Origin of the sequence: Rhodovulum visakhapatnamense (genome assembly GCF_004365965.1) — a bacterium.
GTDB lineage: Bacteria > Pseudomonadota > Alphaproteobacteria > Rhodobacterales > Rhodobacteraceae > Rhodovulum > Rhodovulum visakhapatnamense.
Map to the genome: position 1 here is coordinate 104,054 of NZ_SOEB01000001.1, position 17,815 is coordinate 121,868.

At 67.4% G+C, this 17,815-nt stretch carries 21 protein-coding genes; 9 read left to right on the plus strand and 12 right to left on the minus strand.

Annotation, left to right across the window (positions count from 1 at the left end):
• Position 1: 1 nt before the first annotated feature.
• From EV657_RS00480 to cobS, 7 genes are all read right to left on the minus strand, one after another.
• Positions 2-343 carry a DUF427 domain-containing protein gene (locus tag EV657_RS00480; RefSeq protein ID WP_075786538.1) on the minus strand — a complete coding sequence of 114 codons (342 nt, stop codon included), beginning with the start codon at positions 341-343 and terminating at the stop codon, positions 2-4.
• Between the two features lie 143 nt (positions 344-486).
• Positions 487-2,292: an aminopeptidase P family protein gene (locus EV657_RS00485; protein WP_134076812.1), complete on the minus strand. Its 1,806-nt coding sequence runs from the start codon at positions 2,290-2,292 to the stop codon at positions 487-489.
• Entirely contained in the window at positions 2,293-4,167 is a 1,875-nt protein-coding gene (cobT, locus tag EV657_RS00490) for a cobaltochelatase subunit CobT (RefSeq protein ID WP_113668321.1), read from the minus strand.
• Positions 4,168-4,258: 91 nt separating this feature from the next.
• On the minus strand, positions 4,259-4,672 hold the full coding sequence (locus EV657_RS00495) for a hypothetical protein (protein WP_134076813.1): 414 nt from the start codon (positions 4,670-4,672) through the stop codon (positions 4,259-4,261).
• Positions 4,673-4,789: 117 nt separating this feature from the next.
• On the minus strand, positions 4,790-5,248 hold the full coding sequence (locus EV657_RS00500) for a hypothetical protein (protein ID WP_166673612.1): 459 nt from the start codon (positions 5,246-5,248) through the stop codon (positions 4,790-4,792).
• Positions 5,196-5,378 carry a hypothetical protein gene (locus EV657_RS00505; protein ID WP_113668324.1) on the minus strand — a complete coding sequence of 61 codons (183 nt, stop codon included), beginning with the start codon at positions 5,376-5,378 and terminating at the stop codon, positions 5,196-5,198. The genes EV657_RS00500 and EV657_RS00505 overlap by 53 nt, the downstream gene beginning before the upstream one ends.
• A 563-nt stretch (positions 5,379-5,941) precedes the next feature.
• Positions 5,942-6,913, minus strand: a complete 972-nt coding sequence (cobS, locus tag EV657_RS00510) for a cobaltochelatase subunit CobS (protein WP_113668326.1) — start codon at positions 6,911-6,913, stop codon at positions 5,942-5,944.
• Positions 6,914-7,121: 208 nt separating this feature from the next.
• Here cobS and msrB point away from each other — a divergent pair, with 208 nt between their 5' ends.
• Entirely contained in the window at positions 7,122-7,598 is a 477-nt protein-coding gene (gene msrB, locus EV657_RS00515) for a peptide-methionine (R)-S-oxide reductase MsrB (RefSeq protein ID WP_134076815.1), read from the plus strand.
• Here the strand turns inward: msrB and EV657_RS00520 are convergent.
• Complete coding sequence (locus tag EV657_RS00520) at positions 7,595-8,221, minus strand: J domain-containing protein (protein ID WP_075786529.1); 627 nt, start codon at positions 8,219-8,221, stop codon at positions 7,595-7,597. The genes msrB and EV657_RS00520 overlap by 4 nt on opposite strands.
• A gap of 73 nt (positions 8,222-8,294) precedes the next feature.
• Here EV657_RS00520 and EV657_RS00525 point away from each other — a divergent pair, with 73 nt between their 5' ends.
• Complete coding sequence (locus EV657_RS00525) at positions 8,295-8,552, plus strand: BolA family protein (protein WP_113668328.1); 258 nt, start codon at positions 8,295-8,297, stop codon at positions 8,550-8,552.
• Between the two features lie 34 nt (positions 8,553-8,586).
• Here EV657_RS00525 and EV657_RS00530 read toward each other — a convergent pair whose 3' ends face one another.
• Together EV657_RS00530 and gatB are read right to left on the minus strand one after the other, a co-directional pair.
• Complete coding sequence (locus EV657_RS00530; RefSeq protein WP_113668329.1) at positions 8,587-9,018, minus strand: DUF4177 domain-containing protein; 432 nt, start codon at positions 9,016-9,018, stop codon at positions 8,587-8,589.
• A 3-nt stretch (positions 9,019-9,021) separates the two neighbouring features.
• The gene (gene gatB / locus EV657_RS00535) at positions 9,022-10,530 is read right to left on the minus strand and encodes an Asp-tRNA(Asn)/Glu-tRNA(Gln) amidotransferase subunit GatB (protein WP_134076816.1); all 1,509 of its coding nucleotides are present in this window, start codon (positions 10,528-10,530) and stop codon (positions 9,022-9,024) included.
• A gap of 233 nt (positions 10,531-10,763) precedes the next feature.
• Between gatB and EV657_RS00540 the strand changes: the two genes are divergently transcribed.
• The 3 genes from EV657_RS00540 to EV657_RS00550 all read left to right on the plus strand — a co-directional run bounded on the left by EV657_RS00540 (position 10,764) and on the right by EV657_RS00550 (position 13,286).
• The gene (locus EV657_RS00540) at positions 10,764-11,405 is read left to right on the plus strand and encodes a DJ-1/PfpI family protein (RefSeq protein ID WP_134076817.1); all 642 of its coding nucleotides are present in this window, start codon (positions 10,764-10,766) and stop codon (positions 11,403-11,405) included.
• 27 nt (positions 11,406-11,432) lie between these two features.
• Positions 11,433-12,011, plus strand: a complete 579-nt coding sequence (locus EV657_RS00545; protein WP_075786524.1) for a transglycosylase SLT domain-containing protein — start codon at positions 11,433-11,435, stop codon at positions 12,009-12,011.
• A 135-nt stretch (positions 12,012-12,146) separates the two neighbouring features.
• Complete coding sequence (locus EV657_RS00550; RefSeq protein WP_243837453.1) at positions 12,147-13,286, plus strand: ABC transporter ATP-binding protein; 1,140 nt, start codon at positions 12,147-12,149, stop codon at positions 13,284-13,286.
• A 45-nt stretch (positions 13,287-13,331) separates the two neighbouring features.
• On the opposite strand, the gene EV657_RS00555 is transcribed toward EV657_RS00550, so the two are convergent.
• Positions 13,332-13,718 carry a rhodanese-like domain-containing protein gene (locus EV657_RS00555; RefSeq protein ID WP_075786523.1) on the minus strand — a complete coding sequence of 129 codons (387 nt, stop codon included), beginning with the start codon at positions 13,716-13,718 and terminating at the stop codon, positions 13,332-13,334.
• 234 nt (positions 13,719-13,952) lie between these two features.
• Between EV657_RS00555 and tatA the strand changes: the two genes are divergently transcribed.
• The 4 genes from tatA to EV657_RS00575 are packed head-to-tail and all read left to right on the plus strand — an operon-like array spanning position 13,953 to position 16,377.
• Complete coding sequence (tatA, locus tag EV657_RS00560) at positions 13,953-14,165, plus strand: twin-arginine translocase TatA/TatE family subunit (RefSeq protein WP_075786522.1); 213 nt, start codon at positions 13,953-13,955, stop codon at positions 14,163-14,165.
• Between the two features lie 24 nt (positions 14,166-14,189).
• Positions 14,190-14,651, plus strand: coding sequence for a Sec-independent protein translocase protein TatB (gene tatB, locus EV657_RS00565; protein ID WP_134076818.1), 462 nt, complete (start codon positions 14,190-14,192; stop codon positions 14,649-14,651).
• Positions 14,648-15,520, plus strand: a complete 873-nt coding sequence (gene tatC / locus EV657_RS00570) for a twin-arginine translocase subunit TatC (RefSeq protein ID WP_134076819.1) — start codon at positions 14,648-14,650, stop codon at positions 15,518-15,520. The genes tatB and tatC overlap by 4 nt, the downstream gene beginning before the upstream one ends.
• Positions 15,517-16,377: an ATP-binding protein gene (locus tag EV657_RS00575; RefSeq protein WP_243627621.1), complete on the plus strand. Its 861-nt coding sequence runs from the start codon at positions 15,517-15,519 to the stop codon at positions 16,375-16,377. Before tatC ends, EV657_RS00575 begins: the two co-directional genes overlap by 4 nt.
• Before the next feature lie 127 nt (positions 16,378-16,504).
• On the opposite strand, the gene EV657_RS00580 is transcribed toward EV657_RS00575, so the two are convergent.
• Positions 16,505-17,707, minus strand: a complete 1,203-nt coding sequence (locus EV657_RS00580) for a LysM peptidoglycan-binding domain-containing M23 family metallopeptidase (RefSeq protein WP_134076820.1) — start codon at positions 17,705-17,707, stop codon at positions 16,505-16,507.
• Between the last annotated feature and the right edge of the window lie 108 nt (positions 17,708-17,815).

The following is a 17,815-nucleotide window of genomic DNA, read 5'->3' on the forward strand; positions in this document are numbered from 1 at the left end:
CCTAAAGCTGTTCGACCGTCACCTTGTCGGCATAAAAGGCCAGATGCCCCGCGATGCGTTCGAGGCCGGGTTTCGGGTCCTCGTAGGACCAGGCCGCATCCTCGATGTCGTAGCTTTTGGCGCGCAGGGTGAAATAGCTCGCCACGCCCTTGTGCGGGCAGGTCGTGCGGCTGTCCGAGCGGTCGAGGAAGGCCATCGCCACATCCTCGCGCGGGAAGTAGATCACGGGCTTCAGGCTGCCCTCGGACAGTTCCAGTGCGTTCCGGCTTTCGGCGATCACCGCGCCTCCGGCCCGGACCACCCAGGCCCCCTCGGCCTTGTGGATCGTGATATGGTCGGACATGCGTGTTCTCCCTCGTTCCTGTCGGATGCCTTGCGGCGGCAGGTTTCGCGCCGCCGTTCTGTCATGCTTGGCTTTGTCTTGTCCAGTTCCGGCCGGGCGCGCGGTCTCTTTGCCCGGTCGGACGGGGCCGGTCGGGCCGCCGGTCAGATCGGCAGCGTCGCCCCGACCAGCCAGGCCCGCGCCCGGTCCGAGAGATCCGGCCCGGCCCGGTGCGCGACCTCGGCGTGATAGGCGTTGAGCCAGGCGCGCTCGCCCGCATCCAGCATCTCGGGCGCGATCAGGCGGCGGTCGATGGGCACCCAGGTCAGCGTCTCGAAGGACAGCATGCGCCGGTCGTCGCCGCCCGTCAGCGCCGGGGCCTCCTCGACCGCGAACAGGTTCTCGATCCGGATGCCGAAGGCGCCTTCGCGGTAATAGCCGGGCTCGTTCGACAGGATCATCCCGGGCTCCAGCGGCACGGTCGAGATCCGGGCGATGCGCTGCGGCCCCTCATGCACACACAGATAGGCGCCGACGCCATGGCCGGTGCCATGGTCGTAATCCTGCCCGGCCTGCCACAGCGCATTGCGCGCCAGCGCGTCGAGATCGCGGCCCGCGAGCCCCCTGGGGAACCGCGCCCGCGAGATTGCGATCATGCCCTTCAGCACCCGGGTAAAGGGCGCCTTCGCGTCTTCGGGCACCGGGCCGATGGCCAGGGTACGGGTGATGTCGGTGGTCCCGTCGAGATATTGCGCGCCCGAATCGACCAGCAGCAGATCGCCCGGCGCAACGCGGCGGTTGGTGGCCTCGGTCACCCGGTAATGCACGATGGCGCCGTTCGGCCCGGCGCCCGCGATGGTCTCGAAGCTGATGTCGCGAAGCTTGCCGGTCGCGGCGCGGAACTCTTCCAGCCCGCGCACCACGTCGATTTCGGTCAGCCCGCCCTGCGGCGCTTCGGCGTCGATCCAGGCCAGAAACTCGATCATCGCGAGGGCGTCGCGGGCATGAGCCGCGCGCGCGCCTGCCAGCTCGGCTGCGGTCTTGCGCGCCTTGGGCAGGATGCAGGGATCGTCGGCCAGCGCGACCTCACTGCCCGCATCCTCGAGCTGGCGCAGCACCCACAGGGGCGCCGAGGCCGGATCGACGCGGACCTTGCCCGGAAGGCTGCGCAGACCCGGCCCGAAGGCGGCTGCGGGGCGCAACGTGATCTCGGGGCCCAGATGGGCCTTCAGCGCGTCGGTCACCTTGGAGGGATCTGCATAAAGCGTCACCCGGCCGTCATCATGCAGGATCGCGAAGGCATGGGGCACCGGGTTGCGGGGAATGTCCGCGCCCCGGACATTCAGCAGCCAGGCGATGGAATCGGGCAGGGTCAGCACGGCCGCACTTTGGCCGGCCTCGGCCAGCAGCCGCCCGATCCGGGCGCGCTTGTCGGCATGGGTCTCGCCCGCCAGATCCTCGGGATAGGGTGCGATCGGGCCTTGCGGCGGGGCGGGCTGGTCGGCCCAGATCCGGTCGACCAGATTGGGCGTTTCCCGGATTGCGACCTGGGTGCCTTCCAGCGCCGCGGTCAGCGCCTCCAGATCCTTGGGCGTATGCAGCCAGGGATCGATCCCGACCGCGCCGCCCTGCGGCAGCGCCGCTTTCAGCCAGTCGCCGGGTTTCGTCTCGGGCCAGGGCACGGGGGTGAAATGCGCCAGATCGACCTGCGCCTTGACCTGCACTCGGTAGCGCCCGTCGATGAAGACGCCCGCGCGGTCCATCAGGATGCAGGCGATCCCGGCCGAGCCGGTGAAGCCCGTCAGCCAGGCCAGCCGGTCGTCATGGGGCGCCACATATTCGCCCTGATGGGCATCGGCGCGGGGCACCAGAAAGCCTGCCAGCCCCTCGCGGGCCATTTCCTCACGCAGGCGGGCCAGCCGGACCGGGCCGTCCTCGGGACGGGTGGTGCTGTCGAAGCTCTGGAACATCTAGCTTGCCTTCCTGATCCCGAACATGCGCGCGCGGGCGCGGGGGTCCTTGTCGAACAGCGCGGCCAGCTGTTCGGTCATCGCGCCTGCCAGCTGTTCGACATCGGTGATGGTCACGGCGCGCTGATAATAGCGCGTCACGTCATGGCCGATGCCGATGGCGATCAGCTCGACGGCCTTGCGGCGCTCGACCATGGCGATCACGTCGCGCAGGTGCTTTTCCAGATAGTTGGCGGCATTGACCGACAGGGTCGAATCGTCGACCGGCGCCCCGTCCGAGATCACCATCAGGATCTTGCGCGCCTCGGGCCGCCCCAGCATCCGCCTGTGCGCCCATTCCAGCGCCTCGCCGTCGATATTTTCCTTCAGCAGGCCCTCTTTCATCATCAGGCCCAGATTCTCGCGCGCCCGCCGCCAGGGCGCGTCGGCATTCTTGTAGATGATGTGGCGCAGATCGTTCAGACGGCCCGGGCTTTGCGGGCGGCCCTCGGCCAGCCATTGCTCGCGCGACTGCCCGCCCTTCCAGGCGCGGGTGGTAAAGCCCAGGATCTCGACCTTGACCTGACAGCGTTCCAGCGTGCGCGCCAGCACATCGGCGCAGATCGCGGCAATCGAGATCGGCCGCCCGCGCATCGAACCGGAATTGTCCAGCAGCAGCGTCACCACCGTATCGCGGAACTCGGTATCCTTCTCGACCTTGAAGCTGAGCGGCGTCGTCGGATTGGCCACGACGCGGGCCAGCCGTCCGGCATCGAGGATGCCTTCCTCGCGGTCGAATTCCCAGCTGCGGTTCTGCTGGGCCTGCAGCCGCCGCTGCAGCTTGTTGGCCAGCCGTCCGACCGCGCCCTTCAGCGGGTCGAGCTGCTGATCCAGATAGGCGCGCAGCCGTTCCAGTTCGGCCGGTTCGGCCAGGTCCTGGGCGCCGATCTCTTCGTCGAAGGTGGCGGTGAAGACCTTGTATTCGGGATCGGCCTCGGAATGGGGCGCGGGCGGCGGAGGTTCCAGCGGCGCCTCGCCCTCGGGCAGCTCGGTTTCCTCGCCCATCTCCATGTCGCTGATGTCGTCGGGATTGACATGGGCCTGGGCCGCGTCCTGCAGGTCGTCCTGGGACTGTTCGGGGCTGGCATCGGCCTCGTCGCTGTCCTGGCTTTCCTCCTCGCCGTATTCCTCGGGCGCGTCCTCCTCGGTCTCGGCCGAGCTGTCCTCGTCGTCGTTCTGATCGGCGTCGGGGTCGTCGCCCAGCTGATCGGCATAGCCCAGATCGGCGATCACCTTGCGGGCCAGCCGCGCAAAGGCTGCCTGATCGGCCAGCGCATGGTCGAGCCCGTCAAGCGCCGCGCCCGCCTGCTCCTCGATGAACCCGCGCCACAGTTCCATGGCCTGATCGGCGCCCTTGGGCAGTGGGCGGCCGGTCGCCAGATGGCGCACCATATAGGCCGCCGCGACCGGCAGCGGCACTTCGCTCGCCTCGCGGGCCTGGGCATAGCCCTTCTTCGCGGCCTCGGCGCCGATCATCGCGTCGATATTGCTGGCGGTGCCGGGCATGACGCGCGCGCCCACCGCCTCGCAGCGGGCCATCTCCATCGCCTCGTAAAGATCGCGCGCCATCTGCCCCGACGGGCGATAGCGCGAATGGGTGGCACTGTCGTGATACTTGTGGCGCAGCGCAAAGGCGTCGGCCGTGCCGCGCGCCAGCAGCACCTCGTCGCGGGTCATCCGGCGCGAGACCTGCGGCAGCCGCACCGCGTCATCGGTCAGACCGGGCGGGTCCACCGAATAGCTGATGCCAAGATCGGGGTCGTCGGCCATGACCTTGGTGGCCTCGGCCAGCGCCTTCTTGAACGGATCGGCGGGATTGTCGGTGGGTTTGGTCATGGGGCAGGGTCCGCGTGGCTTGCGGAGGTCAATCTAGAAAGGTTGACCGGAATTGGCCAGTGGCCGCGCGGGGAAAGACGGTCGTCCGGGCTCAGCCGCCCAGAAGCAACCCGGTGCAATCCGACATCCGGTCGGCCAGCGCCGCGCGCGCCCGGTCGGCGCGGCCGCTGTCGAAGCTGTAGGCGATATCGGCCAGAAGGCCCGCCATCTCGGCCCAGCCGGCCGAGCGCCACATCACGGGTTCGTCCTTCGGAACGCCGAAGCGGATCGCCTCGGGCAGGGTCGCCTCGAGCATGAGGTTGAACATGTCGCGCTGGTCCATGGTGCGGGGCCAGGCCGGATCGTCGACCGCCTGCTGGCGCGCCGTAATGGCCGAAAGGCGGCCCGAGCAGGTGGCGAAAAGTTCGGCCCGTTTCCAGGGCGTGCCGGGCGTCGCTGGACGCGCGGCCGCCGCGCTGGCGGCGAGCGCCAGACAAAGCGCGACGCCCGCTATGCGTGTGGCCACCTGCTCCATGTGACAATGGTATGACAGATGGACGCTACGTCAAGATGTATATACGAGTGATGTAAATGCGCTGTCATCTTTCTGGCCGAACCCCCTTTTTTAACAGGCGTAAGGTGGCTATCGGCCCGGACCCTGATGGCCGGGCAAGGCGGCGTCGCGGCCGAAATCGTCGCACAGCCCCGACAGGCGGACATACCGGTCGCGGGCGCGGCGATTCCCGTTAAGGATGTATCGTTTCAGCAGCAGAAGGTAGATCGGGCGCAGCTTGGCGATACGGGCATCGACCTCGGCCTCCGGGTCGTCCGACAGCGCGACAGCGGCATCGCGGAAGGCGCGGGCCATGGCGCGGGCCTCGTCGGGCGGCCCTTCGGCCAGCGCGTAGAGGGCGCGGAAGTCGGCGGTGGCGTCCCAGAGCGCGGCGCAGTCGAGGGCGGGAAAGGCCGGGTCGGTTGTCCGGGCCGGGGCAGGGCCAACGAGGGCAAGACAGGCGGCCAGCGCCGCAGCGATGCGAAACGGTCGCGCTTCAGGCCGCCACATCGGACAGCGCGACAGCAGCCGCCGCAAGCTGCGCCACATGCACCTCCAGCGTACCGCCCACCGGATAGCCCGGATCGCTGCCGTCGAGGGCGAGGTCGAGATCGGTGCGGATTGCTGCCGCCCAAGGTTCGCGGGTTGGTGGCATCGTGGGGTCAAGGGCCGATCCCATTTGATCTCATGAAGCTGAGGCAACGACTTGGGATGTCCTCCGCTTATGATCGGTTTCCCGCGCGCTTTGAAACCGCTTGAAGTCTCTGCGGGACGCAAGGTGCCTGCGGTCGAACGCATCATACATGCCCAGACCGTTCACGTCTCGGTCTTCGGGAAACCCGCACCGGCAGGGGATCTTGACCAGGCAGAGTTCCTCCGCCTTAAGGAGCCGTGGCCGGTCCTTGTCGATGGATCGTGGATTTCCCCCGACGGGTCGGAGCTTCTTGGACCGGTGGTCCCATCAGCTCATCTTCGAACTGAAGACGCTTTTTCTCGATGCTGTGAAGACCACAGGGTGAACCCCACAATCCGTTGGACCGAGATTTACCACCGCCATCTCGGCGATGTGGTCTATACCCATCTCGCGCCAGAGGCCGGAATTCACGATCAGTCGCACCGAGAGCTTGGGTGTTGGGTGCAGGAATTTCGCCCTGATATTCCAGAGCAAAGACACAATCGCAACTGCGAGGGACAGGAGACTGGCAATCAGCGCATAGTCCGCCGTCGTCCAGCCTGTCGGCCTCACCCCAGGCTCATGCTCGCAGCACTTTCGGGCAGTTCCTCGTCGAAGAGGCGTTGATAGAACTCGGCCACGGTCTGGCGTTCGAGCTCGTCGCATTTGTTCAGGAAGGTCACCCGGAAGGCAAAGCCCACGCTGCGGAAGATCTCGGCGTTCTGCGCCCAGGCGATCACCGTCCGCGGGCTCATCACCGTCGAGAGATCGCCATTCATGAAGGCGGTCCGGGTCAGTTCGGCCACGGTCACCATATGGTTGATCTGCTTGCGGCCCTTGTCGGTGTTGTAGTGCGGGCATTTGGCCAGGACGATCGCGGTTTCCGCGTCGTGGCTGAGGTAGTTCAGCGTCGCGACCAGCGACCAGCGGTCCATCTGGCCCTGGTTGATCTGCTGGGTGCCGTGATAAAGCCCGGTCGTGTCGCCCAGACCGACCGTGTTCGCCGTCGCGAACAGCCGGAAATAGGGGTGGGGGGTGATCACCTGGTTCTGGTCCAGAAGCGTCAGCTTGCCGTCCACCTCCAGCACCCGCTGGATCACGAACATCACATCGGCCCGGCCCGCATCGTATTCGTCGAAGACGATGGCGCAGGGGTTGCGCAGCGCCCAGGGCAGGATGCCCTCCTGGAACTCGGTGACCTGGACCCCGTCCTTGAGCTTGATCGCATCCTTGCCGATCAGGTCGATCCGGCTGATATGGCTGTCGAGGTTGACCCGCACGCAGGGCCAGTTCAGCCGGGCTGCGACCTGCTCGATATGGGTCGACTTGCCGGTGCCGTGATAACCCTGAATCATCACCCGGCGGTTATGGGTAAAGCCCGCAAGGATCGCCAGCGTGGTATCGGGATCGAACTTGTAGGTCGGGTCGAGATCGGGCACCCGGTCGGTCGGCGTCTCGAACCCCTTCACGATCATGTCGGTGTCGATGCCGAAGACCTCGCGGACCGAGATCTCTTCGGTGGGTTTCTCTGCACTGGTCATCCTGGCCCCGTCGGATTGGCTTCGTCTCCCGCCGTCTTGGAACATATCTCGGGGGGGTGCAAGGGGCAGGACCCCATGGCCGCCCGGACCGCAGGTCGGATCGGGGCAGGGCCGGGCCGCCGATCGTGACCGGACGTGAGCTTGCCCGGCGCAGCGGCCGCGCCAGCTATGCCAGGGGACGTTGGACGAACACCAAGGGGAGGGAAGGATGTTTCGCCGCCGATTTCTGGGCCGGGTTCTGATGGGCGTCGCCGGGGCGGCCCTGGTTCGCCCGGCCGCTGCCGCCGAGGAAGACCACTTCGAGGTGATGCGCAGCGAGGCCGAGTGGCGGGCGCGGCTCGGCCCGCTGGAATACAGGGTGATGCGCGAGGAGGGCACCGAGCGCGCCTTCACCAGCCCGCTGAACGACGAACATCGCGACGGGGTCTTCCGCTGCAAGGGCTGCGATCTGCCGCTTTATGCGTCGAAGGACAAGTTCGACAGCGGCACGGGCTGGCCCAGCTTCACCCGGGCCTTGCCCGACGCGGTCCGAACCCGGCCGGACCGCAGCTTCTTCATGGTCCGGACCGAGGTCCATTGCCGCCGCTGCGGCAGCCATCTGGGGCATGTCTTCGATGACGGGCCGCCGCCCACCGGCAAGCGGCACTGCATCAACGGCGTCAGCCTGACCTTCGCGCCGGTCTAGCGGAAGCTGCGGCTGTCCTTGATCTGGTCCCAGGCCCAGACGACCTCCTGCAGGCGTTCCTCGTCGGCGCGGTTGCCGCCGTTCATGTCGGGGTGCAGATCCTTGACCAGCGACTTGTACTGCTTGCGGATCTCGGCCTTGGTCCAGCTGTCCTGCGCCTCGAGGATTTCCAGCGCCTTGCGTTCGGTCGGCGGCAGCCGCCGGGTCGTGGTGCCGGTCTTGCCAGGGTTGCGGGTCGCGTTCTCGCCCAGCACCTGATGCGGGTCGTCGACCCCGAGCCGCGCCCAGGCGCGCTGTTCGTCGCGATTGCCGAAGGGCTGGGTCTCGCGCTCCCACACCCGGTCCTTGTCGATCTGGGCCTCGTATTCCTCTTCGGTGGCGCCGTTGAAGAAGTTCCACTTGAGGTTGTACTCGCGCACATGGTCCTTGCAGAACCAGAAATACTCGTCGAGCTGGTCGGGCGATTTCGGCGCGCGGTACTGGCCGTCCAGCTCGCAGCCGGGATGTTCGCACTTGCGCCGCGAGGTCTCGAAGGCGCCCGACATGCCCCGGCGGCCCCGGGTGCGCCGCTTCTTGTCGGCCGATACGGAAATGTCGAACCCGAAGGGATCGGTCTTGGTCATGGCAGCACCTTTTCGACTCGGACCCGAGAGTTTAGTCACTTGAAGATGAGAATGAAGGGGGCGATGGAGAAAAATGGGCCGAGCCGATCAAATCCGTGACAGCCTGGAACGCGCGTTCCAGCCGACGCAGCTTGAAGTTCTGGACGAAAGCGAACGCCACCGCCATCATGCCGGGTATCAGGAGGGCGGCGAAAGCCATTTCCGCGTGAAGATCGCGGCGCCCGCCTTCGCGCCGATGTCGCGCGTGGCCCGCGAACGCGCGGTCCACAAGGCGCTCGGGCCCGATCTGATGGGGCAGATCCACGCGCTGGCGCTGGAAATCGCCGTCTAGACGCGGCGTCCCGGTCTTTCCCGACACAAGGGGCTCAGTCCTCGTCGTTCCAGGGCCGGGCGCCGCCAAGCGGCCGGTCGGGCCGGGGCACCGGCGCGCGCGAAGGGGCGCCGAGCGGCGGGTAGGTGCGGTCGGGCAGGGCATGGATAGAGGCGGCGGCTGTCGCGATCTCTTCGGGGCTGCCATGGCGGAAGGCTGCGTCCTCTGCGTCCTGTCCCGCGCCCGTGTCGCGCGGGCGGCGGAAGACCAGCACGTTGCGCACCGTCCGGCTGCTGCCGCTGAAAAGCCCCTGGCGTTCCTCCGAGGGCAGGCTTTCGGCGCGGACATATTCCCAGCCCTCGGCTGCCATCTCGTTCATGGCCTGTTCCAGGGCATGGGCAAAGCGTTCGGCCGGGCCCTTGGCGCCCCGCACGCGGCGGCCGCGTTCGGGGGCCGGAAGGACCCGGTACTCATAAAGGACGGGCATGGATCACCCCAGTTTCCGGGCCACGATCTCGTTCACGGCCTGCGGGTTGGCCTTGCCCCCGGTGGCCTTCAGCACCTGACCGACGAACCAGCCGGCAAGCTTCGGGTTGGCCTTGGCCTTCTCGACCTGGGCCGGGTTCGCGGCAATGATCTCGTCCACGGCCTTCTCGATGGCGCCCAGATCGGTGACCTGCTTCATGCCCCGCTCTGCCACGATCTCGGCCGGGTCGCCGCCCTCGGTATAGACGATCTCGAACAGGTCCTTGGCGATCTTGCCCGAGATGTCGCCCGCGGCGATCAGATCGAGGATGCCGCCCAGCTGGGCCGGGCTGACCGGGCTGTCGGTGATGTCGCGGTCGTCCTTCTTCAGGCGGCCGAACAGCTCGTTGATGACCCAGTTCGCGGCGGCCTTGCCGTCGCGGCCCTGCGCCACCGCCTCGAAATAGGCGGCGGATTCGACCTCGGCGGTCAGCACGCTGGCATCGTATTCGGTCAGCCCGAATTCGGTGACGAAACGCGCCTTCTTCTCGTCGGGCAGCTCGGGCAGCGAGGCCGCGATCTCGTCGACCCAGGCCTGCTCGATTTCCAGCGGCAGCAGGTCGGGGCAGGGGAAGTAGCGGTAGTCATGCGCCTCTTCCTTCGAGCGCATCGACCGCGTCTCGCCCTTGTCGGGATCGTAAAGCCGGGTTTCCTGATCGACGGTGCCGCCATCCTCGACGATGGCGATCTGGCGCCGGGCCTCGTACTCGATCGCGGCCTGGATGAAGCGCATCGAGTTCATGTTCTTGATCTCGCAGCGCGTGCCCAGAACCGAATGATCGCCGGTCTCGCGGAATGTCTCGTAGGCGCCGGGCCGGCAGATCGACACGTTCACATCGGCCCGCAGGTTGCCGTTCTGCATGTTGCCGTCGCAGGTGCCCAGATAGCGCAGGATCTGGCGCAGCTTGCCGACATAGGCCGCCGCCTCCTCGGGGCCGCGCAGGTCGGGGCGCGAGACGATTTCCATCAGCGCCACGCCGGTGCGGTTCAGGTCGACGAAGGACATGTTCGGGTCCATGTCATGGATCGACTTGCCCGCGTCCTGTTCGAGGTGGGTGCGCTCGATCCGGACCCGGCGGGCGACGCCCGGGCCCATGTCGACGATCACCTCGCCCTCGCCCACGATGGGGTGGTAAAGCTGGCTGATCTGATAGCCCTGCGGCAGGTCGGGGTAGAAGTAGTTCTTGCGGTCGAAGGCCGAAAAGAGGTTGATCTCGGCCTTCAGGCCAAGCCCCGTGCGCACCGCCTGCGCCACGCAGAATTCGTTGATCACGGGCAGCATGCCCGGCATCGCCGCGTCGACGAAGGCGACATGCGAATTGGGCTCGGCACCGAAGCCGGTCGAGGCGCCCGAGAACAGCTTGGAGTTCGAGGCCACCTGAGCATGGACCTCAAGGCCGATCACCAGTTCCCATTCGGCCTTGGCGCCGGAAATCACCTTGGGTTTGGGGGGCTCGAAGGTCAGGTCAAGCATGGCGGCATCCTCATCTGCGGCAGGGCGCATGTTTAGGGCAGGGGGCGGGCGCGGGCAAGGGGATGATCCGGCCGCCCGGCCGCGGCAGGCGGACGATTTTAAGTGATAGGCTCTGGTCCGTAATGCGGGTTACGCTACGTTAACCTACGTGCTAGACTTGCGCATTGGTCGTTTTGGCCACCGGGTGTCGCGCTTGCCGCCGACCGGACCTCTTTAACCGACAGGAGAATACAATGAAATCGGCCGGAGTGCTCGTCCTCGCCACCGACGGGGTCGAGCACGAGGAACTGGAAGCGGCGGTGACCGGCTTGCGCGACATGGGCGCGCGGGTCGATATTGCGACCCCCGGAGGGGCCAGCATCACCAGCTGGAGAGACGGCAACTGGTTTGCCGAAATCGAGGCAACGATGCCGCTGACCCATGTCGACGCCGACGAGTACGACGGCCTCGTCCTGCCCGGCGGTCAGCTCAATTCCGGGGCGCTGCGGTCGACTTTCGCGGCGGTACGGCTGGTGAGCCAGTTCCTGTCCGGTGGCCGGATGGTCGCCGCGATCTGCCATGCGCCCTGGCTGCTGGTCGAGGTGGGGGCCATTTCGGGCGTCGCGGTGACCTCGCATCCCGCGATCCGGACCGATCTTGAAAATGCCGGTGCCAGATGGACCGGACGCCCGGTCATGCGTAGTGGCGGGATCATCACCGCGCGGTCCCTGCAGGATCTTGAGGGCTTCATCGACGAGATCGCGCGAGAGCTGGAGAGCCGGGGCAAATGGCTCCGACGGCGGGATCTCGCCACTGTTTCGGCGGGCATCCGCGCAGATTTTGCTCGCTTCGTTGCCCCGCAGGGCGATCCCGAGGATAAGGACACGCCGGACTGAAGGACCGGCGTATCCTCCGGAGTTCCGATGCGTCTGTTCCTGCTTGTGTGCCTTTTCGCGCTGACCGCCGCCTGTGACCAGTCCGATATCGCGGACCGGGGGCGCAGTCTCCCCTCGATGCGGTGGGACCACATGCCGGAAGCGACGGACTGGACACGGGCAAGCCTCGACGCGCTGACGCTTTATGGCAGCGGGCTCACCGAAACCGTTCCTGCCGATATCGACGCCTGGTGCCCGGCCTATGAAAAGGCGCGTCCGGCGCAGCGCCGCGCCTTCTGGGCGGGGCTCTTCTCGGCGCTGGCCAAGCATGAAAGCACCTGGAACGAGGCGGCGGTGGGCGGCGGCGGACGCTGGTTCGGCCTCTTGCAGATCTCGCCCGCGACCGCGCGCTATCATGGCTGCGCCGCGACCAGCGGGTCCGCCCTGACCGATGGCGAGGCCAATCTGCGCTGTGCCGTGCGGATCGCGGCCAGCGCGGTCGCCCGCGATGGCGTGGTCGCGGCCTCCGGCCGGGGCGTCGCCGCCGATTGGGGGCCGATGACGGTCTCGTCCAAGCGCGAGGAAATCGCCGCCTGGACCCGGTCGCAACCCTACTGCCGCGGCTGAGCGCGCGGCGCAATTCGGTCCTCCGACACCTTCGCCGACAGCGATCCGGCCTGCGCGCGCCCCTGTGATCAATCCGGGCATTGCCAGCGCAGGGGCAAATCCGATAGTTTCAATCGGAAATAGCGCGAGGCCCCTGTGACGCTGCAGACCGCCCGTCCGACCCCGGACCCGGACCCGACAGATATTATCCCGAGGCTCGATATCCGCCGCATCCATCGCGTCTTCGGCGGCCGCAAGGTCGTCGACGATGTCAGTCTGACGGTGCTGCCGGGGCAGGTGACCTGCCTGCTCGGGCCGTCGGGCTGCGGCAAGTCGACGACGCTTCGGATCATCGCGGGCGTCGACCGGCAGGACGCGGGCGAGATCCGGATCGACGGGCAACTGGTCTGCGACACCGTCTTTCGCCTGCCGCCCGAGCGCCGCTCGGTCGGGCTGATGTTTCAGGACTTCGCCCTCTTTCCGCATCTCAGCGTGGCCGAGAACGTGGCCTTCGGGCTGACCGGACCCAAGGCCGCGCGGCGGGCGCGGGTCGAGGATCTGCTGGACCGGGTCGCGCTTGGCCGGTTCATCGACGCCTATCCGCACGAATTGTCGGGCGGCGAACAGCAGCGCGTGGCGCTGGCCCGCGCGCTGGCACCCCGGCCCAAGATCATGCTGATGGACGAACCCTTTTCGGGGCTCGACAACCGGCTGCGCGACGAGATTCGCGACCAGACCCTGCAGGTGCTGACGGACGAGGGCGCGGCAGTGTTGCTGGTCACCCACGAGCCCGACGAGGCGATGCGGATGGCTGATGAAATCGCGCTGATGCGCGGCGGGCGGATCGTCCAGCAGGGCGCGCCCTACAATATCTATAACGCGCCCGTCGACCGGGCGGCGGCCGCCTTCTTCAGCGACATCAACGTGATCCGGGGGCGTGTGCACAACCTTCTGACCGAAACGCCCTTCGGCAAGTTCCTGACGCCGGGCATGGCCGATGGCGCCGAGGTCGACATCATCATCCGGCCGCAGCATCTGCGGATCGACTTCGACCGCAACGGGCGCGGGCCGAATCCCACCGCCGAAGAGGGCGTGGCGGCGCGCGCCTGCGTCGAACGCGCCCGTTTCATGGGCTCGGAAAGCCTGGTCGAGTTCCGCATGGACCATGACGGCTCGGCGCTGCGCGCCACGGTCCCGGCCGTCTTTTTGCCGCAGCCCGGCACACCGATGTGGCTGACGATCCGCCGCGACCGCTGTTTCGTCTTTCCCCGAGAGGGCGGGGGCCGGGCCGCCTGATGCCGGCCGGCCCCGGTCCTGGGGTGTCGGGTTCCGCGGCCCGGCTCAGCCGGCCTTCACATTCACCGGTACCGGCGCACCCGTGGCCATGTCGGTGCCGACATAGGGTTTGAGCGCGGCCTTCCAGGCGGCGAATCCGCCTTCCAGATGCGCGACCCGGTCATGCCCTGCGGCCAGCCAGGCCTCGGCCACCTTGCGCGAGCGCACGCCCGAGCCGCAATGGAACACCAGCCGCTTGTCGCCGCCCTCGGGCAGGAAGGCCGGATCGAAGCCCGACAGCGGCAAAAGCAGGGCGCCCTTGATATGTTCGAACATGTATTCCTGCGGCGTTCTCACATCGATCGTCACGACCTCGCCCGCGGCCATTGCCGCCTGCAGGTCGTCGCTGTTCCAGTGTTCCAGCACCTTGCCGTTCACGTCTTCGCTGTGCATCCGGTCGTCTCCATCCGCTTGCCGTGGACCCCTCTGCCACGCCCGCGAGAGTGGAAGGATTCCCCACTCGCCCGCAAGGGGGGCCGACGCGCGCAGGCCCCTCTGGCATCTGAGACGGCGGGGGCAAATAATCGCGCTCAGCCGGGCGAATGGGTCTTTGAACCGGCGGCAAGACTCAATAGATGTGTGACACCTGTGTCGCTGGAGGGGCGGTGCGCCCCGAGGGAGAAGACCATGCTGAATAATATCGGCCTTCCCGGCCTGCTGCTGATCGCTGTCGTCGTGCTGGTGCTGTTCGGGCGCGGCAAGATCTCGTCGCTGATGGGCGAGGTCGGCAAGGGCATCACCGCCTTCAAGAAGGGCGTCAAGGAAGAGACCGAAGAGGCCCAGAAAAGCCTCGATTCCGCCCGTGACGTTACCCCCGAGACCGAAAGGGACAAGGCGTAATCCGCCTGTCGCGAGCCTGACCCCATGTTCGATATCGGCTGGACCGAACTGCTGCTGATCGGCATCGTGGCCCTGATCGTCGTGGGGCCGAAGGACCTGCCCGCGATGTTCCGCACGCTGGGCCGGTTTACCGCCAAGGCCCGCAACATGGCGCGCGAATTTCAGCGCGCGATGGATGACGCGGCCGATCAGGCGGGTGTCAAGGACACGGTCAACGATCTCAAGGACATCGCCAATCCGCGCAAGCTGGGGCTCGACCGCCTGAACGAGGCGGCCGACCGGTTCGAGAAATGGGACCCGAAGCTGCCCAAGGCCGGTGAGACCAAGGCCGGTGAGGCGAGCGCGCAGATGACCGAAGAGCGCGCCGCCCAGGCCGAGAAGATCCGCAAGGCGATGGCCGAGAAGGGCGCGGCCAACCGCGCCGCCGACGCCCCGGCGTCTGACGGCACGCCCTCGCCGACCCCCGACAAGACGAGCGACGCATGAGCAGCGATGACATCGACGACACCTCGGCGCCGCTGATCGAGCATCTGGCCGAGCTTCGCACCCGGCTGATCTATGCGCTGGCGGCCTTCGTCGCGGCGATGGTGGCCTGCTTCACGGTCTGGAACCCGATCTTCAACGTCCTGACCCACCCGATCTGTTCGGCACTGGCCGAGCGCGGGCAGGAATGCGGGCTGTATCTGATCAAGCTGCAGGAAGGCTTCTTCGTCGCGATCCAGATCTCGCTGGTGGGCGGCTTCGCGCTGGCCTTTCCGTTCATTGCCTTCCAGCTTTGGCGGTTTGTCGCGCCGGGGCTTTACCGGTCCGAGAAACGGGCTTTCCTGCCCTTCCTGCTGGCCTCCCCCTTCATGTTCATCTTGGGCGGGGCCTTTGCCTATTTCATCATCACGCCGCTGGCCTTCGATTTCTTCCTGGGCTTCCAGCAGGTCGGCACGCTCGGGGCCGAGGGCGGGGGCGCGTCGGAAACCGCGGGCATAACCTTCCACGGATCGGTGCAGGAGTATCTCTCGCTGACGATCAAGTTCATCCTGGCCTTCGGGCTTTGTTTCCAGCTGCCGGTGCTGCTGACCCTGATGGGCAAGGCCGAACTGGTCTCGGCTGCGGGGCTTTCGTCGGTGCGCAAATACGCGGTGGTGGGCATTCTGGTGCTGGCCGCCATCGTGACGCCGCCCGACGTGATCACCCAGGTGATCCTCTTCACGGTGGTCTACGGGCTTTACGAGATCTCGATCCTCTTGGTGCGACGCGGCGAGAAGGTCCGCGAAAAGGAGCTGCGGACCCAGGGCCTCTGGTTCGACGATGACGAGGAAGAGGACGGAGCTGTGGGACAGGACAGCGAGGGCCGGGCGTGACCGGCGCGCTCGGGGCCGATGCCGCGCGGAGCCTGCAGCGGATCGCCGAGGCGCTGGAGCGGCGCTATCCCGCCCCGGCTGCGGTGCCCGATTTCGCGGCCGCCGAGGCGTTTCTGTGGCAGGTCTCGCCCGACCGGCTGATGCCGGTACCAGAGGTCAACCGGGTGGATCTGACGCTCTTGCAGGGGATCGACCGGTCGCGCGACACGTTGCTTGAGAATACCCGGCATTTCGCCCGCGGCCTGCCCGCCAACAATGCGCTTCTCTGGGGCGCGCGGGGGATGGGGAAGTCGAGCCTCGTCAAGGCGGTCCATGCCGCGGTCGCGGCCGAGGGGCATCCGCTGAAGCTGGTCGAGGTCCAGCGCGAGGACCTGCCCTCGGTGGGGCGGCTTCTGACGCTGTTGCGCGGGGCGTCCGAACGTTTCGTGCTGTTCTGCGACGACCTGTCCTTCAGCCATGACGACCAGCATTACAAGTCGCTGAAGGCGGTGCTCGACGGCGGGATCGAGGGGCGCCCGGCCAATGTGGTGTTCTACGCCACGTCGAACCGGCGTCATCTGATGCCACGGGACATGATCGAGAACGAACGTTCGACCGCGATCAGCCCGTCGGAGGCGACGGAAGAGAAGGTGTCGCTTTCGGACCGGTTCGGGCTCTGGCTCGGGTTCCACCCCTGCAGCCAGGACGAGTATCTGGGGATGATCCGGGCCTATTGCGCGGCCCATGGCATCGAGATCGAGCCCGAAACGCTGCGCGCGGAGGCGATCGAATGGCAGGCGACGCGCGGCGCGCGGTCGGGCCGGGTTGCCTGGCAATATTTCACCGACCTTGCGGCGCGGCGCGGCATCCGGATCTGACCGCGCCTTTCCGCTTTCTTTTTGGGGTCGAAGACCCGACACCGGCGCCGGAGGCGCCGGGCCAAAAATCTTCTGCGAAGATTTTATCGCCCGGAGGGCGCCCCCTGCGGGGACGCCTCGCGGGCTCTTACGGCGTCAGATAGGGCATCGGGTCGACGCTCTCGAAGCCCTTGCGCAGTTCGAAATGAAGGAAGGCCGGGTTGCCCGAACGGACCTGCGCCACGGTCTGGCCGCGCGTGACCTTTGCGCCCTTCTGAACCGCGATCCCGTCGATATTGGCATAGACCGACAGCATGTTGTCGGAATGGCGCACGACGAGGATCGGCACCTGGTCGGTATCCCGGGTGATCGCCGCGACCGTGCCGTCGGCTACTGCCTTGACCGCCGTGCCCGCCTTGGCCGAGATGTCGATCCCGTCGTTCTTGCCCTTCTGATAGCCGCGGATGATGCTGCCCGAGACCGGCATCGCGAAGCGGGCCGAAGCGGTGCTCTGGTCCTTGGCCATCTCGGGCGAGGCCGGAACCGCGGGCTTGGCTGCGGGTTCGGGCTTGGGCAGCGGGGTTGCCGCCGAGGGCGGTGTCGCCAGCGCCGAGCCCTGGCCCGGACGTTCGGTGGTGGTCGGCACCGCAGCGACAGCCGTGCCTGCGGCCGCCGCACCCGAGGGTCGGGCTTGCTGCGCTGCGACCGGGATCAGCAGATACTGCCCTTCGCGCACCGTCAGATCGGGTCCCAGCCCGTTCCAGTCCGCCAGCGACCGGGGTGTCACGTTATAGAGCCGGGCGATGGAATAGGCGGTCTCGCCGCGCACCACCTTGTGCCGGATCGGTTCCTGCCCGGCGGGCCGACCCGCGGCCGGGGCGGTGCCGCCCGCGCGGTCGAGCGCATTGCCGGCCAGTGTCGCGATATCGACCTGGCCCGGGGCCGCGCCCGCGGGCGTGATCGTGCCGTTGCCCAGCGGCGCGGCGGCGACACCCCCCGCATCCGCGACCCGGCGGGGCAGGGCGATCACCTCGCCATTGTTCAGCGTCGCATCGGCGGAGATGCCGTTATAGGAGGCGAGTTCCGCTGCGGGCAGGCCGACCCGCGCGGCCACATCCGAAAGGCGATCGCCGCGCCGCGCCACCGCGACCTGATAGGTCGGGTAGGAAATCACGCCCCGCTGATCCGGCTCGGGCCGGGGCGCGGCCTCGACCCTCGGGGGCTCGGGGTTGTTGCCGAGATTGCGGAAATCGTAGTCCCAGCCGCTCTCGCAGCCGGCGACCAGGGTCATCCCGAGGCCAAGGGCCAGAAGCCGGGCCGGAAACCGGCGGTCGGGGGAGGTGTGGGCCATCGCTCGATCCTCACTGCGTACGGGGCCCGTTCTGCCGGACCCTCGGGTCTCTCGTCTTGCGTCCGTCGGCTCCTGGAGTCGCCAACACGTGCCTCAGGCGTCTCAGGC